The organism is Pelagicoccus sp. SDUM812005 (assembly GCF_031127875.1).
GTDB lineage: Bacteria > Verrucomicrobiota > Verrucomicrobiia > Opitutales > Opitutaceae > Pelagicoccus.
This window is the reverse complement of sequence record NZ_JARXIA010000021.1, coordinates 22,541-38,840: the sequence shown is the minus strand read 5'-3', so window position 1 is coordinate 38,840 and position 16,300 is coordinate 22,541. Positions and strand designations below refer to the sequence as shown.

Here is a 16,300-nt window from a genome sequence, read left to right as displayed (position 1 = left end):
AAAACTCGTCACTGGGTCGAAGCGCCTCCGTAAGTGGTGGTCGCTACGGGGCCGGCCCTTGAATGGCTAGCTCGAGCGGATTTCGAAATGAAAACAGGTTTAGTATCCATCACTTTTAGGGACTTAGACGTAGAGGAGCTGGTGCGGCTAGTCGCCGAGGCGGGACTCGAAGGAATCGAGTGGGGCGGCGATGTGCATGTCCCGCACGGACACCTGGCCCGAGCGAGAGAAGTGCGTCTGCTGACAGAGGCGGCGGGCCTGGCGGTATCCTGCTACGGTTCCTACTATCGCTTCGACGGGTGCGTTTCGCGTTGGGCGGAGGATGAACCTTCGTGGAATGCGGTGTTGGATACGGCCTGCGAACTGGGGGCTCCAAGCATTCGGGTTTGGGCGGGAACGTTGGGGTCGAAGGAGATTGCTGGCGAACATCGGCAGCGCATCGTCGAGCGTTGCCGCGAAATCGGCGAGCAGTCCCAGCGTCGCGGAGTCGCGGTTGGCCTCGAGTTCCACGACAATACCTTGACCGACTCGAACGAGTCGACGGCTCGCTTCCTGGAGGAGGTTGGGCACGAGAACGTTTTCACCCTGTGGCAGCCGTACCTGTCGGTGGAGCAGGACTACCGGTTGCGGGGCTTAGGACAGCTCCTTGCCAAGATTGGCAACGTGCATTGCAACCACTTCGCCAAAGAAGGGTGGCCGCACTCCTTGTTGTTGAGCGAGGGGGAGCAGGTTTGGTCGGAGTATCTGGAGATTTTGCGGTCCGATGGTCGCGAGCGATGGATCAGTATCGAGCACGTGAAGGACCATTCGGTCGAAAACTTTCGCAAGGACGCGGAAACCTTGCGGAAATGGGCCAAGGGCTAGGGACGCTCCGCAGAGTTTTCTGTAAACCGAGGGCAAGGTTGCGGGACTGCATCCGGATCCTTGAAAATTCCCCTTATGGCATTTCCTGAAGCAACCCCTGAATTGCCTGTCTCGCCCGCCGAAATCGACTTATTTCTCTCTCGGCCCAACGAGGCAGTGTGTGACGCGCTCCGCAACTTGGAAGGCGATATCGTCGTCTTAGGGGCAGGAGGAAAAATGGGCCTGCACCTGAGCCTGATGCTGAAGTTCGCGGTGGACGAACTCGGTCAAGCCAACCGGGTAATCGCTGTGTCGCGATTCGGCAACCTGAAGTCGAAAACCGAATACGAGCAGCACGGAATCGAAACGGTGGCGGGAGACCTGCGGGACGAGGCTTTCGTGAAATCGCTGCCGGAGGCGCCCACGGTCTTCTATTTAGTGGGAGCCAAGTTCGGTACCGCCGACCGCCCCGACCTGTTGCATGAAACGAATGTCGTGCTGGCGGAACGTTTGGCGTATCGGTATCGCAACGCTCGCATCGTCGCATTCTCCACAGGCTGCGTATATTCCTTCGTCACGCCAGGCTCCGGTGGCTCCCACGAAGGGTCGCCGACGAATCCAGTGGGTGAATACGCGCAATCCTGCCTGCAGCGGGAGGCCTGCTTCGAAGCCGCCTCGCAACGCTACGACACGCCGGTTGTACTGATCCGCCTGAATTACGCGGTGGAGTTTCGATACGGAGTTCTGGTCGACATCGCCTCCAAGGTGCTGCGCGGGGAAGCGGTCGACGTATCCACAGGGTTCGTTAACTTCATTTGGCAGAACGATGCCCTTTGCCAAATCGTTCAATCCTTGGCCCTGGCCCAAGCGCCAGCGATCCCGCTCAATATAACGGGCGCCGATATTTTGAGCGTGAGGGAGCTGGCGGAGGAGTTCGGAAAAAAGTTTGGCCGTCCGGTTAAGATCGACGGCGAAGAAGGCGAAACGGCCTGGCTCAGCAATGCAGCCCGGTCCCATCGCTTGTTTGGAGAGCCTTCGGTCGAGGTAGATACCATGATCGACTGGGTGGCGGCTTGGCTGACTTCAGGAGGCGGAACCTACGGGAAGCCGACTGGATTCGAGAAGCGAGATGGTAAATTCTAGAAATTTGAATACATGAGCAGAGCAGAGACTCGCGTGAATTCCCTCCGTCAGCGATTGATGGAAGGGATCGTTATACCGGCCCATCCCTTGGCCTTGAATAGCTCCCGAAAGCTGGACGAACGGCGTCAGGTAGCCCTGACTCGCTACTACAGCGAGTCGGGAGCGGGGGGAATCGCGGTGGGAGTGCATACCACTCAGTTCGAGATTCGCGAGCCGCAGTATGGACTGTATCGTCCCGTGCTCGAGCTGGCGGCTTCCGCGATGGATGCCTGCGAGCGCGAAACGCCGCGAGACCTAGTTCGGGTGGCTGGTATCGCTGGAAAGACTGCTCAAGCGGTAGACGAGGCCGGGATCGCCTCGGAGCTGGGCTACGACATCGGGCTTGTGAGCCTAGCGGCCATGAAAGGGTCGACTTGCGAGGAGCTGGTCGATCACTTGAGGGCAGTGTCGGAAGTCATTCCCGTATTTGGCTTTTACCTACAGCCTTCGGTCGGAGGGATTCCTCTCGACTATGCGTTTTGGCGTAAAGCAGCGGAGGTCGAGAACCTAGTGGGGATCAAGATGGCCCCCTTCAACCGCTACGAAACCTTGAACGTCATCCGAGCTGTGCGAGATTCAGGGCGAGCGGAGGAAATCGCTCTCTACACGGGCAATGACGACAACATCATCGTGGATCTAGCGAGCGAGTTCCGCTTTTCGGAGGGAGAGGAACCGCTACGTATTCGCGGCGGGTTGCTGGGGCAGTGGGCGGTTTGGACGCATCAAGCCGTCCGGGATCTCGAAGCGGTCAAAGCCATGCAAGGCGGAGCTTTGTCAGGAGACTTGCTGACCCGCGCTCACCAGCTCACCGATGCCAACGCCGCGATCTTCGACGTCGCCAATGGCTTCGCTGGGTGCATCCCCGGCATTCATGAAGTCCTACGCCGTCAAGGCTTGCTGGAAGGGCGATGGTGCCTGAATCCGCATGAGGAGCTTTCGCCCGGACAGATGGAAGCCTTGGATCGGGTTTACGCGGCGTATCCAAGCCTCAACGACGATGCTTTCGTTAAGGAAAACATCGATCGTTGGCTCAGTTAGGCAGCTTAGCGTTAGAGGATCGCTTTAAGGGAGTCTCGAAGCTTTTCGAGGGTCTCGGCGATGTCGCTCTCTTGATGGGAGTAGGTGATGAACCATTCCTTGTTGGCAAAGATGCCGCGCTGGTAGAGCTGGTCGAAGAGTTTGATGCGGGCGGCGCTTTGCGCGGCGCTGTCGCCTTCGAACCGGATGGTGACCGCAGGAGCGAGTCCAACGGTGCGAGCCGGATAGCTGAATTCCTGGAAGATAGAATCGAAGCCATCCCTTAGCGTTTGCCCGAGTTTCGCGATGTGTTCGAAGACCGGCTCTTGCTGAAAAACCTGCATGGTTGCCTTGGAGGCGGCGAGGGAGAGGGTTTCTCCCGCGTAGGTGGTAGTGATTATGGTCTGGTCTAAGGCGTTCATGAAGTCTGCCTTGCCAGCGTATGCGGAGAGCGGATACCCGTTTGCGATGCCTTTGGCATACGCTGCGAGATCCGGAGTAACGCCGAAGAATTCCTGGGCTCCGCCTTTGGCGAGTCGGAAACCGGTAAGGACTTCGTCGAAAATTAGAACGGAACCGTAAGCGTCGCATTTTTCGCGCAGCTTCTTGAGGAAGGCAGGGTCCGGTTCCTTGTGCCATTCAACCGGAGAGACGATGACTGCCGCTAGGTCGTGTCCCCAGGTCTCGAATACGTCGTCAACCGCTTGAAGATCTCCGTACTCGATTGCATGGGAGTAGGCGTTCAAATCTTGAGGGATACCATTGTTCGGCCAGGCAAGGGCGAACCAATCTTGATAGCCGTGGTAGCCGCTTGAGAGGAAGTGGTTTCGCTTCGTCTTGCTGCGGGCTAGTCGCAGGCAGGAGGCGCAGACGTCGGCCCCGGTTTTCATGAAACGTATTTTGTCCGCCCAACCTAAGGTATTGAGAATCGCCTCCGCCGCTTCGAGTTCGAGTGGGCTGGCCATGCTGAAAAGCACGCCTTCGAACATCTGCCTTGATACCGCGTCGTCAACATCTGGATACTGATAGCCGAGAATGATAGGGCCGAGGGAGGCCTTGTAGTCGATGTATTCCTTGTTGTCCAGGTCCCAAACGCGGCATCCTTTAGCCCGTTTCAGGAAAGGTGGGCGCGAGGGAACGAGTTCGCCGTCGTAGCGCTTGGCGTTGGTTTGGGTCGCCCAAGGAATGCGCTTGAGGGCGCTTGCATAGTGAGCCGCGTGGCGGGGGCTCATGGAGGAGAGGTCGATGGATGGGTTCATGAAAGTCGGTTCACAGGAGCGAGATCGCAGGTGTGGTGCGCCGCGTGTCGATGTCGATTTTGAGCTGGCCTGCCCTTGCCTGCCACCCGTTCGGGCTTGGCTTGATATTCACGGCGCGGGGCTTTTTGCCCGTCGGAGCGGCTCGCAGTACGGTTACGATCTCATGCGAGAAGGCGGGTGCCTTGCTGATCTCGATGAAGGGGAAGTCTCCCGTTTCGGGGGTGACGTCCAGCCTCGAGGCGGCGATCGCGGTTTCAGTTTTGCAGTGCACGGAGCCGTGCAAGGTGGCTTGGGGACGACGGATCGTGAACTGCTCGTTGTCGAAACTTAGTTCGGCGAGGCCGTCGCGGTTGTCGGGGAAGAAGCGCAGGCTCATTGGCTGGGCGCCGAGGTGAAGCTGTACTTGGTCCAGCACTACGATGATGTCCGGCTTTGCGAAAACGATGGTGCGTAAAACCTTGGTGATATGGTCGTTGTCGATCAGGTAGGCAGCGGAGGCGTCGCTCGTCCACCAAACCGTATCGCCGTGGTCCTCGAATTGGGTGATGGCTGCGTAGGACTTGCTGTCGTTGGTTCCTTCCGCCCCGTCGTGGTAGTGGTTGCCCATGCCGTTTACCAGAACGGAGTTGTGGGCCTTGGTCTTTCGCATTTCCCATCCCGAGTGGCGCCTGTCGTAGGCGGCCCCGAAGAGATCGGTCAGCAGGCGCTCGTCATGGATCTTGTAGGTGATGTGGTTGCGGTCGGCGTGTTCGTGATTGCAGGGGCCGCCGCTCCGGAAAGCGAGCACCGCGTCCTGAGGCTCCCAGCCGCTGCGGCAGAGCACCCAATCGAGGTTGTTGCGCACGTTTTCCAGGGCTTTGGGAGGCGGCGAGGATGGCTTTCCCGGTTCGTACCAAAGGAAGTCGAGAAAGTAGATGGGCAGGCTGAGCTTTTCGGCCTCGAATTGTCCCAGCGGATTGCCGGTTCGCTTGCCGATCCAGGCCGGAACGCAGGAATAGACGCTGTTGCGGGCATCGCTGAAGTTGACGATATCCGGAGTTCCGTCCTCGTTTTGTCCGGCTTGCATGGTCGCGATGAAATCGAGCATGCCGTCGAAGTTGGCTTTCTTGATCCAGTCGATGTCGCCGAGGTTGCGGGCGTGGGCATCGAAGAAGTTGAGGGCGGTGCGCAAGGTGTAGCCCGCGTAGCTGAGCCCTTCGAAGTAGCTTCCATCGGAAGAGAAAAGTCTGAGTACGCGGTCGAAGCTAGCCTCCGCGGTGGCGAGCCATTCCTCGGCCCGCGGATCTTGTCCCAGCAAGGCGATGGCTCCGATGCCGAGGGCGCTGCTCGGGGCGGATCGCAGGTTGTTGTCGCCTAGTATCATGGGCCAACGTTCCATGGAAAGGTCGTAAAAACCTTCGTGCTTCTCGTCGAAGGACCAGCCGATCACCGTATCCGGATGGTCCATACCGTAAACGGCCCGATAGCAGGGGAGGCAGCCTTTGTCGGCCACGGCCTTGAGAATCTCTTTGTCGAAGGCGGCGTCGATTTCGGCATCCAGAACCTCACGGGCGAAGAGGATGCGAACGGTGGCCATGGAGGCTCGTTGGATGCCGATGGGCTGGTCGCCGTCGAGGAAGTAGTCCCACTTTTCGTATCCGATCAGACGCTGGATGCCGGAAAGGAGGGCGTCGCGGCGTGAGGCTTGCGGATCGATCAGTTGGGCCACGGAGATCTCGGTCAGGAGATTGAGGATGGTGGCGAAGTGTCGAACGATGTCGCCTGAGGATTCGAAAGTGGCGAGGGCCCTCTCCAAGTCCTCGGGCGTGCGCTGCTTCCACAGTCGCAGGGTCGGGGCTAGGAGGGTGGAGCGGGCGTTTGCCCTGATTTGCGGAATTTCCTCCAAGTCGAAGAAGAGTCGCGCTTTGCCTCCGGCGGGCGTTGTCGTGCGACCAGCTAGGCTCTTGGGCAAGCTGGCAAGGAGGAGGCTGGAGCTGGCGTAGCGGATTAGGTCGCGTCGGGTCATGGTTGCACGGGTGCTGGTGGTGGAGCGAGGTGGCGACGCTCGTAGGAGCGGACTGCCTTGAGAATCGTTATTCCGATGACGGCTGCGATCAGTCCTGCGAGGGAGTTGAGCCAACCGTTGCGGTCGATGGTGAGAAAGGTCACGAGGAAGAGAACGACGCCGATCAGTATGGAAAGGTAGCCGAGGAGGCGATAGGCGATGAGGCCTTCGGAACCGATCTTGGCGTCGACGGCGGCGTGGGCTGGAGTCTTCAAGTCTGTCTCCAAAGACTCGATACTGGTTTTGAAGGCCCCTTCCCGTTTGTCGAAGAAGGCGGAAGCGAGGAATACGCTGCCGCTGGTAAGGATGCCGACGATGGCGTTGAGTTCGTAGCGCGATAGCTCGAAGCCGAGCCAAACCACGTTGAGGTCCGCGAAGAGAATGTTCATCACGCTAAAGCCATCCGCGGCGCCCATGGCCGCGGCGATGCCGACTCCAAGGACTCCGATCACGCCGGCGGAAACGGAAGCGATCGCCGACCACCAGGGCGTCTTGGTGTAGAGCAGGCCAAAGAAGACCGGAATGAAGAGGGTGATCTTGTAGAGGGACTCCGCCTTCATGTAGACGTCGAAGGCGCCCCCGAAGCGCTTGATATTGAAGGCGACGAAGATGGAGAAGACGCCCAGGCAGGCGACCGTGGCCTTGCCGAACCAGAGCTGGGTTTTCTCGCTTGGAGCATCGCCTTTGAGCGAAGTGGATATCGGCACGTAGACGTCCTTGGTGATCACGGCGCCGAGCCAGTTGAAAAGGGTGTCGGTGGAGCTCATGGTGGCCGCGAAGATGGCGGCGGTGAGCAGTCCCAGCATGCCATGGGGAAGCACGGCCAAGGCCAGGGTGACGAAGGACGCTTCCTCGGGGTTGGTGAGGCTCGGCCAGAGGCTGGCGATATCCGGGAAGATGATTGGCGTAGTGAAGATGGGCAGGATCCAAAGCATAGGCAGGACGAAGGACAGCCCGGCGCACCAGAGGGCCATCTTTCGGGTGTCGCGCTCGTCCGCCACGCTATAGTAGCGCTGGGCGATATGCCAGTTCACGTTGTATCCGAAAACGATATACACGAAATACACGGGCCAGAATAGGAGCGGCTTTCCTTCGAGATTGATCGAGAAGTAGCCTTCTGGGGTGTCGCTCGCCATTCGTTTGAGGCCTTCGATGAGGTTGCCGTCTCCAATGTAGGAATAGGAGAGGGGCGTGATGATGAGGGTGACGAGCAGGACGATCAGGAATTGGATCCCGTCCGTTACCATGACGGCCCAGAGTCCCCCGAGCGTGGTGTAGATCACAATGACGCCCCCTGTGATCAGAATGGAGAGCTCGAAGCCTTTTATGGTAAATAGTCCAAGGTCGAAGACTTGTTCGCTGATGCCCAGTGCGGTCGAGGTGAAGATGCAAAGGGTGTAGATCATGATGCCCAGCACCAGGGTGTTGGGGATGACGGCGAGCAAGGTGTAGAAGTAGGTGGTCTCGCGGGAGAAGCGCCGGGTGAGGAACTGCAAGGGGGTGTCGAGGCGGGTGCGGCGCCACAGCACCGCGAAAAAGAAGTAGCCGATGAGGTAGGCCGGTAGGGCGAGGCTGAACAGCAGAATGGCTCCGCCGCCGTTTTGGTAGGTGATGCCCGAGGCGCCTACGAACATGAAGGCGGAGAAGCCGGAGATGAAGAGCGACACCATGGAAAGCTGCCAAGGGATGTGTCCTCCGCCCTTGAAATAGTCGGTCGTCTTCTTGTTGAAGCGAGCGACGTAGAGTCCGATGGCCACGATCATGACCATGTATCCGCCCAGAATGGTGTAGTCGAGCGCGTTGAGAAAGTGGAGTTCAGGCATGGTGATCCAATGAGGAAGGTCACCATATAAGGGTAGTGGGGCTCGAATCGTGACCGGCACGCCGCTTTATGGTAAACCGATCGAAGGGCTTCGGAAGCGGAGCCGGAGGCCCGTCTCGGCAAAGTTGCCTACGAGTTAGAGGCCGAAGAAGGCGTTGGCGTTTCCGCTGCCAATTTGGGTCTTGAGGGCGGCCGGGATGTCGGAAGCTTGCAGCTTGTAGGTATTGGCTTGGGTGACCATGAGCGGAGTGTGGGAACCGAAGAAGAGGCGTTCCGGGGCCATCACTTCCAGGAGGCCGTTTATCAGGTCGTGCCAGTCGGCGAAGGAAAGGTCGACGCAGAGGTTCGGGCACTGGGGGGCGAGCTCCAGAATCTCGGGACGGAAAAGTCCGGTGCAGAGAAATTCGAAGTCGGGGAAACGGCTGGCGAAGGCTGAGAGCTGCTTGACGGTGAGGCCTCTCACTTTAAGCCCGTGGTATTGGTGGCGCTCGTCCAGCATGCGAGCGTTGACGACGAGGCGAATGTTCGAGCCTTGCAGGTATCGGACTAGCTCCTTGCAGGCCTTTGACTCGAGGGAATAGTTATGGAAATTTGGATACAGCTTGACGGCTTTTATGTCGGCTTGCTCGCGATAGCCTTCGAGCTGGTCTCGCCAGTTCGGCAGGCTCAGGTTGAGAACGGGGACGGGGATGAGCTTGGGCTGTTTTTTGCAGGCCCGGATGAGTTCCTGGTTGGCGGGGTCGGGGTCGGGCAGGAAGAGCGTTTCGAGCTGCGAAACGAGCCCGCTTCCGATGTCGTGCTTTTTCAGGTGGGCGACGAGTTGGGCAGGGCTGCGCTTGGGAAGGCTAGCGAAGGGCCAGGGTCCTAGGGAAAGGTTGCTATCGATGAAGGTCATGCGGCTAAGCGAGCTTGAAGAGCGTATGGGCGTTTGAATACAGGATCTTTTCCTTGGCGGATGGGCTGATGTCGGAACCGGTGACCCGTCCGATGCATTGCCCGAGTTCGCGGATGGGGATGTCGGAACCGTAGAGGATGCGATCCGGCCCCAGCTTTTCGACGGCGTATTCTATAAGCCCAGCAAAGGGCAAGCAACTGGACGTATCTATATAGAGGTTGGGCAAGCCTATGGCTTCCAGCACGCCGCGGACTCCGAATCCGTAGAGATGGGCCATGATGACCTTGGTGTCGGGAAAGCGGCGGGCGAGCAGGCAGGTGTCGCTGGGGTCGCTGTGCGTTTTTCGCATGGCTTTGCCGAGGGTGTCCCAGGTGTGTTGGAGCACGGGGATGTCGTGTTCCGCTGCTGCTCGCATGAGCGGCTCCATGACCGGATCGCGGGCGTTGTTGGCGATCTCCAGTTTGATGCCTTGGAAACCGGCGGCGAGGCAGCGGTCTAGCTCGCTTCGCAGCGATTTCTCTCCAAGGGTGGGATTCAGGTAGCAGAAGGGAATGAAGAAATCCGGGTGCCAGGCCAGCAGTTGCTCGCTTTGCGTGTTGATGGCCTCGAGTTGCTCGGCGGAGGGATTGGGGCCATGCACGAGGACGTCGCCCAGGCAGACCATCTTTTCGATGCCGAGAGACTTGGCGTAGGCTACCAGTTTGTCCGTTTCCGGCTTGGTTTTTCCCTTTCCGAAAAAGACAGGGTGGGCGTGGACGTCGATGATTTTCATGCGAGTTTATCGGAGCCTGCCAGAGCATCCTGGCCTTTGACACTGCTGGACTGTTTGACCGTAAAACGCCGGCAAGGTGTGCGCCAGCGCTTTTATCGGCGATGCTGTGGCGTATGATGAAAGCGAAGATTGCCCCCATTTTCTGCTTCTTGTCCTTGTTTGCGCTTTCGCTGGCTGAGGCCAATCCGCAGCTTGCGGGAAAATGGAAGATCGACAGGGATTTGAGCACGGCCTTCGACCCCTGGCGAAGCATCGAGCTGGAGATCGAGGTCGATGGGTCTCGAGTTACGATCGAGGAACTCCATACGACGGGGCGGCGGCGGAGCGCTCAGGTGTACGAGCTCGATTTGGGCAAGGCGAGCAATGTGGTTCCCGTATCCCTTTGGACGGGCAACCGCCATATCGGCGCCTACATCGGAGGGGCTGGCACGATGCGGGTGGATGCGGACCTCGTAGACGAAGGACGCACCTTGGCCCTGGAGTGTCACTACGTTTTGGATACGTCTCAAGGTTCGACTCCGGTTCGCTCCCATAAGGAATTTCGTCCATCGGCGGATGGAGACCAACTGATAGTGATGGAGCTTCGCTCCTCCCGCCCCCGTCCTGTTCTTTATGTCTTTAACCGCGAGAACTGATACTGAGATGATTGAAGGAATAAGGAAACTGGGCGTTGCGGCTCGTACGAGCAGGGCGGGCAGAGCTGCGGTATTGGCCCTCGGGCTGGCGTTTGCTGGCGTCGGTCAAGCGAAGGAAGCCAGGGTGATGGAGTTCGATTCCGAGTGGAACCTGGCAGGCGGCTTGCCGGAGAAGGCGATGCTGATCAGCTTGCAGGGCGTGGTGAACAAAGACGGTCCGGAGCTGTATTTTCTGTATCCAGATTCCTGGCCTTGGAAGATCACGGGCGAGCTAAAGGGATTTTACGAAGCGCGACACGGTATTGAGTTTGAAGCGTTGCCGAGCGCGAAGGCCGCCCTGGAAGCCTACGCGTCGGAAGTGGATGGATACGTGGTCTGGGACAAGGAGGTTCGAACCTCTTTGATCGTGGCTTTCACGGTATGCGGCTTGGAAAATGCGATCGCGGTAAGCGAGGATCTGATTCCGATGGTCGAGGCGGCGGGGTTGAGCCGCGTAGCCGACTTGCGAGGCGAATTCCGGGGAATGGACGACGCGGAGATCTATGGCATCGCCTACGATCGCTATTGGGACCGGACCAGCAAGGAGGTGGCAATCTGGATGGGAGGCGTCCACGGCGCTCGCATGGAGCCGGGACTGGCCGACTATGGAATTTATCGCGGGGCCTTCTTTTGCGACTTGTCGGCGAGTCCGGAGGACGTGGAGGAGCTCGCCTTGCACAAGCGCATCCTGGACGGGCTCGAGCCCGATGCTACGATTATGGGTTGGCATTCCTACGCTAAGGATACGGAAGGGCAGCACGTCAGCCTGCTCTCGAGCTACGGCTTGAAGATGGAAGGGCTGAACAGCTTGCCCAATATCAGCTTTAACTCGCAGATCCCATTTACGGACGACTTTGTATTCAAAAATAACCACAACGTGGAAGCCGACCAGCGCTTGGAGGCGGAGGGCAAGGTTTACGTGTCGCTCATCCAAACCGATAGCATGGGGATCGGAGCGTGGACCAAGCCCGGCCGCGGGCGTATTCCTTACGCTTGGCAAGTATCCATGAGTTGGAGTCGAACCTCGCCCGGGGCATTGCAGTATTTCGCGGAGGCGGCGACTCCGAACGACTACTTTATCGGGGGCCTCTCCGGTCCAGGCTACATGTATCCCAAGCCCATTCCCGAGCGGCGTTTCTGGCCGCTGATGGCGGAGGCGAGGGAGCTGATGGATACGCTCGATCTTCGAGTGATGGAGATCATGGACTACTCAGAGGGGAATCGACACGTGGGGAATACGGATCTGCCCCGGGAGTTGGTAGACCGCTACTACAAGGCCTTTCCGGATGTCATCGGTTTCGTGAACGGGTACGGTTCGGCTCGCACCTTCGATCTTCGAGGGGAACGTCCGATGCTTTCCTACGACTACTACCTCGGCTTGCATCGCCCTACGGTGGAAGCCATCGCGGATCTGGAGGAGCTGATCCAACTCAACCGGAAGCGGCCCTATTTCCTCCTCATCCACGTGAGGGAATCGACTACGATCGATCGGGTTGCCGATATCTTGGAAGGCGTTTCGGAGGAGATGGAAGTGGTGCCGCTCGACGTCTTCCTGAAGCTTGCCGCTAGTCGCCAAACCTATGAACGCCGCTACCTGCAAGAGTCGGACCCGGTGGACTACAACGCGTATCGCTGATGGGAGAGGAAGGGATGACCAATTTCGCCGTTTGTTTATCGGTATTGGGTTAGACGTTCTGGGGAGCGTCTATAAAAAGTGAGAGGCCGGAGCTGCAGAGCTCCGGCCTTTTTGTGATTGTCCTGAATGCGGCGAACGTTCGCTCGCCTGGGTCGGTAGCTATTGGAAGCTGATTTCTACGTCGGCGCCGCCTGCAACCTTGAGGCTGAAGTCGACGTAGTTGCTGGCTTGTACCTTGCTTTGTCGAAAGTCGATCGATTCGCCGGCCGCTTTTACGCTGGCGACGGTGACGCCCTCCGGAATCTGCAGGTGGCACTTGCAGCGGCTTTGGGAGCTTTGCAAAGAAAGGGAAACGCTGTCTCCAGTTTCGCGATACGCGTATTGGAGCTGAGCTCCGGAGCATTCGTAGCCAACGCCCGCTTCCGCCTCGGCAACGCCAGCGGCGTGCCAGCGGGGAGCGATGACGAGGTCTTGCAGGAGGCTTTGCTGGTCCTGCACTCCGACCAGTCCTTCGATGTAGGCGTGCAGCATGGAACTGGAGCCCCAACCGTCGGTGGGCATGGCGTCGGGGCTCGTGCTGGTGTCGATGCTGGAGGCGGTTCCGTCGGGGAAGTACCAGAGATAGGTTTCGTTGTTCTTGGAGATGAGCTGTTGGTAGGTTTTGAGGGTGTTGATTCCTTGCTCCTCGAAACCGTGCTCGAGGTAGGCTCGAGCCAGCTCCCCGCCGACGAGCGGCATGATGCCGCCGTTGCAGTAGGCACCGCCGACCATCTTTTCCTCGCCGAAGATGCCGTCCGGGAAGGGTGGGGTGATGGAATACCATTCGGCGAAAGCGTTGCCGTCGGCGTTGCGGCGTTGGTATTCGTTCAGCAAGGACACGGCTTGCTCGTGGCTGGTGGCGCCGCGGTTGACGTTCATGGGATTGCTGAAGCTTAGCTGGCTGGCTTCGTCGAGACCTTCGATTTCCACCGGGGTGCGCTTGACGAAGTGGGTGTAGAAGCTGCCGTTCCAGCAGGTTTCGTTCATGCGCTTCTTGAGCTCGCCAGCGAATCGGGTCCAGTGGGCAGCCTTTTCTTCCTGCTGGTCGCGGGTAAGCATCTTGGCCAGCAGGATGCAAGCTTCGTAGAAGCCGCTGTTGTCGCCGTGCATGATTCCCCAGAAGGTGTTTTCGTCGATCTGGAACTGCAGCCAATCGTGGCTGCCGGCCGAGTAGGCGAAGTCCCAGGAGTCGATGGTGTAGGGGCGCTTGACCAGTTGGAGTTCGGAATCCCAGCGCCACGGGTGGGTGAAGGCGTAGTTGAGGGCCTTTTCCATGGAGGGAATGAGGGAGGCCATCCAGAGGTCGTCGCCGGTGGCTTGCCAGGCGAGGAAGGTTGCCTTGATGAAGCGGTATTCCACGTCGGCCTCGACGGGCACGCGCACGTACTTGGTCCAGTTCTCCTTTTCGCAGGGGACCTTTTCCGGTTGTACGGTGAAGTAGTCGAAGATGCGACCGTTGCGGGCCTGGGTATCGGCGAAGTGGGTTACGGCGGAGGTCAGGTCCTGCTCGAAGAAGCGGGCCCCGCGCATGATGTCGCTGTGGTCGCGTATCCAAACGGCGGGCGTGTCGGGCGAGCGGTAGCCACGGATGCGGTCTCCGTCGATGAGCATTTCCATGGTGTCCTTTTCCAGGAATCCGCGAATCTGGGGGATGAGGGTATCGAATTCCGGGCGTCCGGTCTTGGTGTAGGTGAGGTTTTGCATAGAAGTGGAATTAAGGCCTCGATTATCCGCGGCCCGAGGGCTTTCCCAAGGGGCGGCCCAGTTTACCGTACATCGTTCAGATCGGTTGTTTACGTAGGTTGAATTGGTGACACTGTGTTGAAATCGAGCGATCCTCCTTGTGTCGCCGGCGCGGCGAGGGAGGTTCGGTATAGCTGTTTACACTACAATACCCCTTATGGAATTTCTAGGACTTCACGTTTTTGATATCATTGTTCTGCTCATCTACCTCGTAGTGATCCTGTGGTTGGGCAAGAAAGCTGGCGAAGGGAATTCGGACACGTCCGAGTTTTTCCTGGCAGGCCGTTCGCTGGGCAAGTTCTACCAGTTCTTCCTCAACTTCGGGGCATCGACCAATGCGGACCAAGCCGTGGCGGTAACCCGCGAAACCTATCGCCAAGGCGTGGGAGGAATGTGGATACAGTTTTTGGTGCTGTTTATCACGCCGTTCTACTGGTTCACGGCGCTTTTCTTTCGTCGGGTGCGCCTCACCACTTTGGGAGACTATTTTACGGAGCGGTTCAAGAGTCCGCTTTTGGGCGGAAGCTACGCGGTCTTCACCTTGCTGATGGCCTTCGTAGGCGGAGGAGTCGGCTACATGGTAGCAGGCAAGACCATGATGGCGATCACGCCGAAGCCAGCGGAAGTGCTGACCGTGGAAGAGCGCACGACAGTGGAGGAGTTCAACGAGTACCACGAGCTGGATGCCTTGACCATGAACGAGCGCACGGAAGCTCAGCAGCTTCGCTACGAAGTCTTGCACCAGAAGAACCTGCGCGGCGAGCTGCGCTCCTTCTACTCCTACACGGATCCTTTGGTCTTCTATATCGGCTACGGCTTGATCGTGGCGATCTATACGATGATGGGCGGCTTCCGAGCGGCAGCCATTACGGACGTCATACAGGGCTTTCTGATCGTATTGTTTTCCATGATACTGATCCCCTTGGGACTCGCCAAGCTAGGCGGCTTCTCGGGACTTCATGCAGCAGTGCCGGCCTTCAAGTTCGAACTGTTCGGCTCCGTGTCGCTGAGCGAATACGGCTGGTACACGATTGCCGCGATGGCCTGCTCCAACTTGGTGGCCATCGTCGCAGTGGCCCAAGGCATGCAGACGGCCGGATCCGCGACCAACGAAAACTCCGCCCGCTTCGGTATCATCGGCGGGATGTTCTTCAAGCGCTTGCTGATGCTGTCGTGGATCCTGGCGGGCTTGATAGCGGTAGGCCTGTATGCGGGCAAGCTGCACGACCCTGACTTGGCTTGGGGCCATATGAGTCGCGACCTGCTTTTGCCCGGGGCCATTGGCCTGATGCTGGTGGGGATCTTGGCGGCGAACATGTCGACCCTGGACGCTCTGTCGGTTTCGAATTCCGCCCTGTTTATCAAGAACTTGTATCAGCCTTTCTGTCCGGACAAAACCGAGAAGCATTACATCACGGTGGGACGAGCCGTGATCGGCGTCACCTTGTTCGGAGGCATTGGCGCCGCGGTGTACGTCGACAACCTCCTGGAGCTCTTCAAGTACTTCATCTCCATTCCGGCAATCTTCGGAGCGCCGATCTGGCTAGGCTTCATCTGGCGCCGTCTGACGAAGGTCGCGGTCATGGTGGAAGTGGTCGTGTGTTTCGCGATCTTCGCGATCGTGCCCAACGTATTCATGTCCTTGGACTGGGCTCGCACCAATCCTGATTTTCTAGTGCAGACCGATTCGTACTCGCACGTCTACAAGGCTCCGGCCTTGAACGAGGACGTGGAGCTCGGCCGAGCGGACAAGGTGGGAGATAGCGTCGAGAAGGAAGTCTTTATCGAGCCGAAGGGAATCTTCTTCGAGAAGGTGGCCCGCCAGGATCCGGAAGATCCGAACTCGCCGCTGATCGGCATTGGACGCTTCGAGTCGGAGCTCTGGGTGTTGAGCTGGTTCGGAGTCGATTTCACCGGCTTCAAGAAGTCGCAGCTGGTAGCGGCCCGCTTCTTCTTCAACGCGATCTTCCCCTTCGTCATCCTGATCGTGGTTTCGCTCTTTACCCAACCGGTGAGCAAGCGTCGCCTCGACTACTTCTTCGGCAAGATCTATACGCCGGTGCAGCCCACGCCCGAAGAGGATGCTAAGGCAGTCGCCTATGCGGCCGAGAACCCAAGCGAGCGCGAGGCCAAGAAGATGTTTCCGAACAGCAACTGGGAAATCGCCAAGCCGGACAAGATGGACATCCTCGGCTTCGGCGGCAGCTGGCTAGCGGTCGGAGGCGTTATCCTCCTGCTGTGGGCGATGGTGTCGATCCACTAGGGCCGACTGCATTGACGCAGGCGGGGCGCCTTGCCCCGCTTTAGGAAAAAAGAAGCGACCATTCCCGAAACCGGGAAGGTCGCTTCCTTCGTGTAGGAACCAAACTAAAAA

The 16,300-nt window shown here is 58.6% G+C and carries 12 protein-coding genes; 6 read left to right on the top strand and 6 right to left on the bottom strand.

Annotation, left to right across the window (positions count from 1 at the left end):
* Positions 1–87: 87 nt before the first annotated feature.
* The 3 genes from QEH57_RS20725 (at position 88) to QEH57_RS20715 (ending at position 3,063) form a co-directional block, all read left to right on the top strand.
* On the top strand, positions 88–864 hold the full coding sequence (locus tag QEH57_RS20725; protein WP_309008698.1) for a sugar phosphate isomerase/epimerase family protein: 777 nt from the start codon (positions 88–90) through the stop codon (positions 862–864).
* 75 nt (positions 865–939) lie between these two features.
* Positions 940–1,986 (top strand): NAD(P)-dependent oxidoreductase, encoded by a 1,047-nt coding sequence (locus tag QEH57_RS20720; RefSeq protein WP_309008697.1) that lies wholly within the window; start codon positions 940–942, stop codon positions 1,984–1,986.
* Between the two features lie 12 nt (positions 1,987–1,998).
* On the top strand, positions 1,999–3,063 hold the full coding sequence (locus QEH57_RS20715) for a hypothetical protein (protein ID WP_309008696.1): 1,065 nt from the start codon (positions 1,999–2,001) through the stop codon (positions 3,061–3,063).
* 11 nt (positions 3,064–3,074) lie between these two features.
* Here the strand turns inward: QEH57_RS20715 and QEH57_RS20710 are convergent, their stop codons facing one another.
* The 5 genes from QEH57_RS20710 to QEH57_RS20690 form a co-directional block, all read right to left on the bottom strand.
* Positions 3,075–4,301, bottom strand: coding sequence for an aminotransferase class III-fold pyridoxal phosphate-dependent enzyme (locus QEH57_RS20710; RefSeq protein WP_309008695.1), 1,227 nt, complete (start codon positions 4,299–4,301; stop codon positions 3,075–3,077).
* Between the two features lie 10 nt (positions 4,302–4,311).
* Entirely contained in the window at positions 4,312–6,306 is a 1,995-nt protein-coding gene (locus QEH57_RS20705) for a heparinase II/III family protein (RefSeq protein WP_309008694.1), read from the bottom strand.
* Positions 6,303–8,168 (bottom strand): sodium:solute symporter family protein, encoded by a 1,866-nt coding sequence (locus QEH57_RS20700; RefSeq protein ID WP_309008693.1) that lies wholly within the window; start codon positions 8,166–8,168, stop codon positions 6,303–6,305. The genes QEH57_RS20705 and QEH57_RS20700 overlap by 4 nt, the downstream gene beginning before the upstream one ends.
* A gap of 135 nt (positions 8,169–8,303) precedes the next feature.
* The gene (locus QEH57_RS20695; RefSeq protein WP_309008692.1) at positions 8,304–9,062 is read right to left on the bottom strand and encodes an amidohydrolase family protein; all 759 of its coding nucleotides are present in this window, start codon (positions 9,060–9,062) and stop codon (positions 8,304–8,306) included.
* Between the two features lie 4 nt (positions 9,063–9,066).
* The gene (locus QEH57_RS20690; RefSeq protein ID WP_309008691.1) at positions 9,067–9,834 is read right to left on the bottom strand and encodes an amidohydrolase family protein; all 768 of its coding nucleotides are present in this window, start codon (positions 9,832–9,834) and stop codon (positions 9,067–9,069) included.
* Positions 9,835–9,947: 113 nt separating this feature from the next.
* Between QEH57_RS20690 and QEH57_RS20685 the strand changes: the two genes are divergently transcribed.
* Together QEH57_RS20685 and QEH57_RS20680 are read left to right on the top strand one after the other, a co-directional pair.
* A complete protein-coding gene (locus QEH57_RS20685) occupies positions 9,948–10,469 on the top strand; it encodes a hypothetical protein (RefSeq protein WP_309008690.1) in 522 nt (173 codons plus the stop codon).
* A 7-nt stretch (positions 10,470–10,476) separates the two neighbouring features.
* Positions 10,477–12,144 (top strand): GxGYxYP domain-containing protein, encoded by a 1,668-nt coding sequence (locus QEH57_RS20680; RefSeq protein WP_309008689.1) that lies wholly within the window; start codon positions 10,477–10,479, stop codon positions 12,142–12,144.
* Between the two features lie 159 nt (positions 12,145–12,303).
* Here QEH57_RS20680 and QEH57_RS20675 read toward each other — a convergent pair whose 3' ends face one another.
* Positions 12,304–13,887 (bottom strand): hypothetical protein, encoded by a 1,584-nt coding sequence (locus QEH57_RS20675; protein ID WP_309008688.1) that lies wholly within the window; start codon positions 13,885–13,887, stop codon positions 12,304–12,306.
* Between the two features lie 196 nt (positions 13,888–14,083).
* Here QEH57_RS20675 and QEH57_RS20670 point away from each other — a divergent pair, with 196 nt between their 5' ends.
* Entirely contained in the window at positions 14,084–16,189 is a 2,106-nt protein-coding gene (locus tag QEH57_RS20670; protein ID WP_309008687.1) for a sodium:solute symporter family protein, read from the top strand.
* Positions 16,190–16,300: the final 111 nt, after the last annotated feature.

Bases quoted from the DNA above. Each gene is read 5' to 3' on its own strand.
- QEH57_RS20725 (WP_309008698.1), top strand. From the start codon at position 88: ATGAAAACAGGTTTAGTATCCATCACTTTTAGGGACTTAGACGTAGAG.
- QEH57_RS20720 (WP_309008697.1), top strand. From the start codon at position 940: ATGGCATTTCCTGAAGCAACCCCTGAATTGCCTGTCTCGCCCGCCGAA.
- QEH57_RS20715 (WP_309008696.1), top strand. From the start codon at position 1,999: ATGAGCAGAGCAGAGACTCGCGTGAATTCCCTCCGTCAGCGATTGATG.
- QEH57_RS20710 (WP_309008695.1), bottom strand. From the start codon at position 4,301: ATGAACCCATCCATCGACCTCTCCTCCATGAGCCCCCGCCACGCGGCT.
- QEH57_RS20705 (WP_309008694.1), bottom strand. From the start codon at position 6,306: ATGACCCGACGCGACCTAATCCGCTACGCCAGCTCCAGCCTCCTCCTT.
- QEH57_RS20700 (WP_309008693.1), bottom strand. From the start codon at position 8,168: ATGCCTGAACTCCACTTTCTCAACGCGCTCGACTACACCATTCTGGGC.
- QEH57_RS20695 (WP_309008692.1), bottom strand. From the start codon at position 9,062: ATGACCTTCATCGATAGCAACCTTTCCCTAGGACCCTGGCCCTTCGCT.
- QEH57_RS20690 (WP_309008691.1), bottom strand. From the start codon at position 9,834: ATGAAAATCATCGACGTCCACGCCCACCCTGTCTTTTTCGGAAAGGGA.
- QEH57_RS20685 (WP_309008690.1), top strand. From the start codon at position 9,948: ATGATGAAAGCGAAGATTGCCCCCATTTTCTGCTTCTTGTCCTTGTTT.
- QEH57_RS20680 (WP_309008689.1), top strand. From the start codon at position 10,477: ATGATTGAAGGAATAAGGAAACTGGGCGTTGCGGCTCGTACGAGCAGG.
- QEH57_RS20675 (WP_309008688.1), bottom strand. From the start codon at position 13,887: ATGCAAAACCTCACCTACACCAAGACCGGACGCCCGGAATTCGATACC.
- QEH57_RS20670 (WP_309008687.1), top strand. From the start codon at position 14,084: ATGGAATTTCTAGGACTTCACGTTTTTGATATCATTGTTCTGCTCATC.